At 70.3% G+C, this 6,890-nt stretch carries 5 protein-coding genes; 1 reads left to right on the top strand and 4 read right to left on the bottom strand.

The window, feature by feature from the left end; translation table 11 throughout:
* Positions 1-1,032: IS4 family transposase (locus QCN29_RS33355; RefSeq protein WP_279932848.1), on the bottom strand; the 1,032-nt coding region annotated here is incomplete at its 3' end.
* Between the two features lie 316 nt (positions 1,033-1,348).
* On the opposite strand from QCN29_RS33355, the gene QCN29_RS33350 reads away from it, so the two are divergent.
* Positions 1,349-2,662, top strand: coding sequence for an RNA polymerase sigma factor (locus QCN29_RS33350; RefSeq protein WP_279932847.1), 1,314 nt, complete (start codon positions 1,349-1,351; stop codon positions 2,660-2,662).
* Between the two features lie 130 nt (positions 2,663-2,792).
* On the opposite strand, the gene QCN29_RS33345 is transcribed toward QCN29_RS33350, so the two are convergent.
* The 3 genes from QCN29_RS33345 to QCN29_RS33335 are packed head-to-tail and all read right to left on the bottom strand — an operon-like array spanning position 2,793 to position 6,768.
* Complete coding sequence (locus QCN29_RS33345) at positions 2,793-3,017, bottom strand: hypothetical protein (protein ID WP_279932846.1); 225 nt, start codon at positions 3,015-3,017, stop codon at positions 2,793-2,795.
* 59 nt (positions 3,018-3,076) lie between these two features.
* On the bottom strand, positions 3,077-5,029 hold the full coding sequence (locus QCN29_RS33340; RefSeq protein WP_279932845.1) for an ABC transporter ATP-binding protein: 1,953 nt from the start codon (positions 5,027-5,029) through the stop codon (positions 3,077-3,079).
* Positions 5,026-6,768: an ABC transporter ATP-binding protein gene (locus QCN29_RS33335; RefSeq protein WP_279932843.1), complete on the bottom strand. Its 1,743-nt coding sequence runs from the start codon at positions 6,766-6,768 to the stop codon at positions 5,026-5,028. The genes QCN29_RS33340 and QCN29_RS33335 overlap by 4 nt, the downstream gene beginning before the upstream one ends.
* Positions 6,769-6,890 lie beyond the last annotated feature (122 nt).

Raw genomic sequence — 6,890 nt, 5'->3', positions numbered from 1 at the left:
CCGGGTGGCGTGGTGCACGATCAAGTGCGCGTAGATTTCCTGCCGTACGCCGTCCGGTGTCTGCGACCTGAGGACTGGTCGGCCGCGTTGATGGGTCTTGATCTCGTCGAAGACGAGCTCGATCTCCCAGCGCCGGGCATACAGGATGGCAAGTTCTTCGGCGGGGTACTTCTCGTGGTCGGTGAGGCTGGTGATGAGCCGTACCACGTCGGGTTGTCCATCGACGCGGTACTCGATCACCCGGACCAGCACCGGCGGGGCCTTGGCCGTCCCGGCTGCCTTGCTGTGCTTGTTCGCCTCGATCCGGGCGAGGTAGCTGCCGTCGGGCAAGACGTCCTGGACCCGACGGGCCTTGCGCCGCTCGATCCGCCAGAGCAGGTGCGTGCCCTGGGCCCTCAGCCGGTGCCAGCGGGCCAGACCCCACAGTCCCCGGTCGGCGAGTAACAGCGTGCCAGGCCCGGCATGAGCGTCCAGGGTGTCGGAGACGATGCGCTCGGAGTCCTTGAACCCGCCGATCGCGGCGTCCAGAACGGCGTGGGAGGAGCACTCAGCCACCGCGACGACTCTGGCCTGCGGATATCCCATGGGACTGCGATGAGAGCCGGACTTGCCGAAGGCATCGTTGTTACGTGCGGAGTCGGGCACGGCCAGCAGCATCCCGTCCAAGGCCAGCACCCGCAGCCCGTGGAACAGCTCGCTGTCCGTGCCGAGCGGCCGGGCCACGGACCGGAACAGCTCCCGCATCACCGGCCAGCCGAGCCGCTGCCGGGCCCTGGTCAGCGACGACTTGTTCACCCCGGGCCAGGACCGCAGCCCCTTGTCGCCAGTCTTCACCAGCCGCAGGACCTCCAGGTAGTCGGCCTGCGGGAACAAGCACATCGCCAGCACGAAATACACCGTGAACCGGGCGGACAGCAGACGCCGACGCTTCTCCGAGCACCTCGCCTCACCCACCACCCGGTCCACCAGCTCAGGCGGACACGACCGGGTCAGGACCCCCAACCCCAGCCGCTCCAGACGCGATATCAGCACACCACTTCAACCGCCCGGCCCCCGCAAAAGCAACGGCATTGCCCNCTCCGAGCACCTCGCCTCACCCACCACCCGGTCCACCAGCTCAGGCGGACACGACCGGGTCAGGACCCCCAACCCCAGCCGCTCCAGACGCGATATCAGCACACCACTTCAACCGCCCGGCCCCCGCAAAAGCAACGGCATTGCCCCCGGGGCGTAGGGGGAGAGGAGGGGAATGACACCCCCTCGGTAACCACCCGGTCACGCACAGGACTCAAAAAGTCACCGCACGCCCCTCGTGGCAGTGATGTGTCGTACCCCACACTGAGGTGCGGTGCCTGAGTCCTCGGAGCGCGGCCGGGCTGGCGATGGCAGGCCAGACACCCCCGCGGATCCGCTCATCGCGTACGGGACGGAAGGCGGCGACGCGGCCGCCGCCGTTCCGCTGCCGCACGCCCCCGAACCGGCAGCGATCACCCTGGAGGTCGCCCCCGTGCAGACCCAGACCCTGACCGAGACCGATCTCATCGCGCAGGTCCCCCCGCAGAGCCGGGGGGCCCGGCACCCGGAGGGGCCGCCCGCTTCGCCCGTCGGCGTTCCCGTCGGCGCACCCGCGGGCGCGCCCCCGGCGAAGGAGCGGCCAGCGAAGGAGCAACCGGAGCCGCAACCGCAACCGGAGCCGCAGCCGGAGAGGGCGGAGCCGCCGGAAACGCCGGTCGGCCGCATCGACGGCGGCGGGCCGTCCTCCGACCTCTTCCGCCAGTATCTGCGGGAGATCGGGAGGATACCCCTGCTGACCGCCGCCGAGGAGGTGGAGCTCGCCCGCCGTGTCGAGGCGGGGCTGTTCGCCGAGGAGAAGCTGGTCAGCACCCCCGAGTTGGACACCCGGCTCGCCCTCGACCTCGACCGGCTCGTCGTCATGGGCCGGATGGCCAAGCGCCGCCTCATCGAGGCGAACCTCAGGCTCGTCGTCTCCGTCGCCAAGCGGTACATCGGCCGCGGGCTGACCATGCTGGACCTGGTCCAGGAGGGAAACCTCGGTCTGATCAGGGCCGTTGAGAAGTTCGACTACGCGCGCGGATACAAGTTCTCCACATATGCGACGTGGTGGATACGCCAGGCCATGTCCCGCGCCCTCGCCGACCAGGCGCGGACCATTCGCGTCCCCGTACATGTCGTCGAGCTGATCAACCGTGTGGTGCGGGTGCAGCGCCGCATGCTCCAGGAGCGGGGCTACGAGCCCACGCCCGGGGAGGTCGCGGCCCAGCTGGACCTGCCGCCCGAGCGGGTCAGCGAGGTGCTGCGGCTGGCACAGGAGCCGGTCTCGCTGCACGCGCCCGTCGGGGAGGAGGAGGACGTCGCCCTCGGCGACCTCATCGAGGACGGCGACGCCGCGTCTCCCGTCGAGTCGGCCGCCTTCCTGCTGCTGCGCCAGCATCTGGACGCCGTGCTGTCCACGCTCGGCGAGCGCGAGCGCAAAGTGGTGCAGCTCCGGTACGGGCTGGCAGACGGCCGCCCCCGCACCCTGGAGGAGATCGGCCGGCTCTTCGGCGTGACCCGGGAGCGCATCCGCCAGATCGAGTCCAAGACCCTCAACAAGTTGCGTGATCACGCCTTCGCCGACCAGCTGCGCGGCTACCTCGACTGAAGCGGTCGGAAGGGCCGGGCCCGCCCGGCGCTCCGGCCAGGGCCGGTACGCCGGGCGGGCGCGGCCCTCGCCCGTCAGCTCTCGCCCGTCAGCTCTCGCCCGTCAGCTCTCGCCCGTCAGCTCTCGCCCGTCAGCTCTCGCCGGACTTCCTCCGGCGCGCGCCCACGACCGCGCCCCAGGCGACGCCCAGGCACATGCCCATGCTGAGGCCCAGCGCGAGATTGTCCAGCGCCACACCCAGCGAGGTGCCGATCGCGGTGCCCAGCGAGAGCCCCAGGGCCATGGACCTGCCGCGGGCGTCGTCGCAGCACTCCTCGCCGCCCTCGCCGTCGCCCGATCCGGTCTTCTCGGCCATCCCCCGTACCTCCCGTGCGCGCTGCGATGTGTCCGGCCCGATCAGGGTACGACAGTACGTCAGTCCACCTCGGCGACCGCCTGTGCGAACTGCGCCGCGTACAGCCGCGCATACGCCCCGTCGGAGGCCAGCAGCTCGTCGTGCGTGCCCTGTTCGACGATCGAGCCGTGCTCCATCACCAGGATCACGTCCGCGTCCCGGACGGTGGAGAGCCGGTGCGCGATCACAAAACTGGTACGGCCGTGGGCCAGCCGCGCCATCGCCTTCTGGATCAGCACCTCCGTGCGGGTGTCGACCGAGCTGGTCGCCTCGTCGAGGACCAGTATCACCGGGTCGGACAGAAACGCCCGCGCGATGGTGATCAGCTGCTTCTCACCGGCGCTCACCCCTGATCCGGAGGAGCCCTCGTCGTCGACGACGGTGTCGTAGCCGTCGGGCAGGGTGCGGATGAAGCGGTCCGCGTGCGCCGCCCGCGCCGCCGCCTCGATCTCCTCGCGGGTGACCTCCCGGGCCGCCCCGTACGCGATGTTCTCCGCGATCGTGCCGCCGAACAGCCAGGTGTCCTGGAGCACCATGCCGATGCCCGAGCGCAGCTCCTCGCGCGGGATCTTCGCGATGTCCACGCCGTCCAGGCCGATCCGGCCGCCCGTCACCTCGTAGAACCGCAGCAGCAGATTGACCAGGGTGGTCTTGCCCGCGCCGGTCGGGCCGACGATCGCCACGGTGTGGCCCGGCTCCACGGTGAGCGACAGATCCTCGATGAGCGGCTTCTCCGGCTCGTAGCGGAAGGCCACATGCTCGAACGAGACCCTCCCGGCGGGCCTTTCGGGAACCGGCCGCGCGACCCCCGCGACCGCGGGCGCGTCCGGCTCCTGCTCCTCCGCGTCCAGCAGCTCGAAGACCCGCTCCGCCGAGGCGACGCCCGACTGCACCAGGTTCGCCATCGACGCCACCTGCGTCAGCGGCATCGAGAACTGCCGGGAGAACTGGATGAAGGCCTGGACGTCCCCGATGGACAGCGCGCCCGACGCCACGCGCAGCCCGCCGACCACCGCCACCAGCACATAGTTCAGGTTGGACACGAAGAACATCAGCGGCTGCATGACACCGCTGTGGAACTGCGCCTTGAACCCCGCCTCGTACAGCGCCTCGTTCTGCTCCGCGAACGCCCGCGCCGACTCGTCCTGCCGTCCGAAGACCTTCACCAGCGCATGGCCGGTGTACATCTCCTCCACATGGGCGTTGAGCCGTCCCGTGGACTTCCACTGCTGCACGAAGTGCGGCTGCGAGCGCTTGCCGACCCTGGTGGCCACCCACACCGACAGCGGCACCGTGACCAGTGCGACCAGCGCCAGCAGCGGCGAGATCCAGAACATCATCGCCAGCACGCCCACAATCGTCAGCAGCGAGTTGACCAGCTGGCCCATCGTCTGCTGAAGGGTCTGCGAGATGTTGTCGATGTCGTTGGTCGCCCGGCTGAGCACCTCGCCGCGCCTGGCCCGGTCGAAGTATGCAAGCGGCAGCCGCTCAAGCTTCGCCTGCACCTCCTCGCGCATCCGGTACACGGTCCGGTTGATCACCAGCACCGACATCCGGGTGGCCAGCAGCATCAGCAGCCCGGCGGCCGCGTACACCGCCAGCGCGGCCAGCAGCACATCGCGTACGGCGGCGAAGTCGATGCCGTGCCCCGGCACGAAGTCCACCGCCGTCAGCATGTCCGCGACGCCGCCATCGCCGCGCTCGCGCAGCTCCTCGATCGCCCCGGCCTTGCTGCCGCCCTCGTCCATGGACCGGCCGACGACGCCCGCGAAGACCAGATCCGTGGCCCGGCCCAGGATGACCGGGCCGATCACCGAGAACGCCACGCTGAGCAGTCCGGCCGCCAGCATCGTCCACAGCGCCGCCCGCTGCGGGGCCAGCGCCCGCAGCAGCCGCTTGGCCGACCCCCTGAAGTCCAGGGACCGGTCGGCGGGAGAGCCGCCCGCCATCATCCGTCCGCCCGGCCCGCTCATGCGGCCTCCGCCTCCGTCAGCTGGGAGAGCACGATCTCCCGGTAGGTGTCATCGCCGTGTCCGGGGTCCATCAGCTCCTCGTGCGTCCCGCTTGCCACGACGCGTCCCTCGTCGAGGACCACGATCCGGTCGGCGTCGCGGATGGTGGACACCCGCTGGGCGACGATCACCACGGTCGCCTCCGCCGTCTCGGCCGCCAGGGCCCGGCGCAGCGCCGCGTCCGTGGCGTAGTCCAGCGCGGAGAACGAGTCGTCGAAGAGATAGATCTCCGGCCGCTGCACCAGCGTCCTGGCGATCGCCAGCCGCTGCCGCTGCCCGCCGGAGAGGTTCACGCCGCCCTGGGATACGGGCGCGTCCAGCCCCCCGTCGAGCACTTCGACGAAGTCCCGCGCCTGCGCCGCCTCCAGCGCCCGCCACAGCTCCTGGTCGCTCGCGTCGGGCCGTCCGTACCGCAGATTCGTCGCGACGGTGCCGGAGAACAGATACGGCTTCTGCGGCACCAGACCCACGGTCCGCGCCACCAGCTCCGGGTCAAGGTCGCGTACGTCCACCCCGCCGACCAGCACCTGCCCGCCGGTCGCGTCGAACAGCCGCGGCACCAGTCCCAGCAGCGTCGACTTGCCGCTGCCGGTCGAGCCGATGATCGCGGTCGTCTCGCCGGGGAGGGCCAGCAGACCGACGCCGCGCAGCACCGGCTCCTCCGCGCCGGGGTAGCGGAAGCCGACGTCCCGCAGCTCCAGCCGGCCGTGGCCGTGCAGACGCCGCACGGGCGCGGCGGGCGGCACGACGCTCGACGCGGTCGACAGCACCTGCTCGATGCGCTCCGCGCAGACCTCGGCGCGCGGCACCATCATGAACATGAAGGTGGCCATCATCACGGCCATCACGATCTGCATCAGATAGGCGAGGAACGCGGTCAGCGAACCGATCTGCATCGCGCCCGCGTCGATCCGGTGCGCCCCGAACCAGACGACGGCGACCGACGAGACGTTGACCACCGTCATCACGGTCGGGAACATCAGCGCCATCAGCCGTGCTGCGGACATGGAGACACCGGTCAGCTCGGCGTTGGCCTCGCGGAACCGTTCCTTCTCGTAGCCGTCGCGGACGAACGCGCGGATGACTCGGATGCCGGTGATCTGCTCGCGCAGCACCTGGTTCACCGAGTCGAGCCGCTCCTGCATCGTGCGGAACAGCGGGCGCATCCGCCGCACGATCAGCGACACCGCGACGCCGAGCACCGGAACCACCGCGAGCAGCACCGCCGACAGCGGAACATCCTGGCCGAGCGCCATCACGATGCCGCCCACGCACATGATCGGAGCGGAGACCATCAGCGTGAACGCCATCAGGACCAGCATCTGCACCTGCTGGACGTCGTTGGTCGTGCGGGTGATCAGAGACGGCGCGCCGAAGTGCCCCATCTCGCGGGCGGAGAAGCTCTGCACCCGGTCGAAGACGTCGGCCCGCACATCCCGTCCTACCGCGGCCGCGGTGCGCGCCCCGAAGTAGACCGCCCCCACATTGCAGGCGACCTGGATCACGCTCACGACCGCCATCAGCGCGCCGACGCTCAGCACATGGCCCGTGTCCCCGCGTACGACACCGTTGTCGATGATGTCGGCGTTGAGGGTGGGCAGATAGAGGGTGGCGCTGGTCTGCAGCAGCTGCAGCACCGCCAGCAGGGCGATTGGCTTGCGGTGCGGACGCAGATAGGTCCGCAGGATTCGTATCAGCACACGCGGTCTCTCGGGCTCGGCATACGCACGGCACACGCACGGGTCGGTCAGGGGCAGCCCGACCATCTTGCGGCAGGACGCTCGCGAACCCCCAAGGGTTTACCCGACCGGGCGCCCGCCGA

It is taken from the genome of Streptomyces chengmaiensis (genome assembly GCF_029846775.1).
GTDB classification, from domain to species: domain Bacteria; phylum Actinomycetota; class Actinomycetes; order Streptomycetales; family Streptomycetaceae; genus Streptomyces; species Streptomyces chengmaiensis.
Note: the sequence above shows the minus strand (reverse complement) of the source record. Positions and strands in the feature narration are given on the sequence as shown.

Excerpts from the sequence above, each read along its gene's own strand:
- QCN29_RS33345 (WP_279932846.1), bottom strand. The coding sequence starts at position 3,017 with ATGGCCGAGAAGACCGGATCGGGCGACGGCGAGGGCGGCGAGGAGTGC.
- QCN29_RS33340 (WP_279932845.1), bottom strand. The coding sequence starts at position 5,029 with ATGAGCGGGCCGGGCGGACGGATGATGGCGGGCGGCTCTCCCGCCGAC.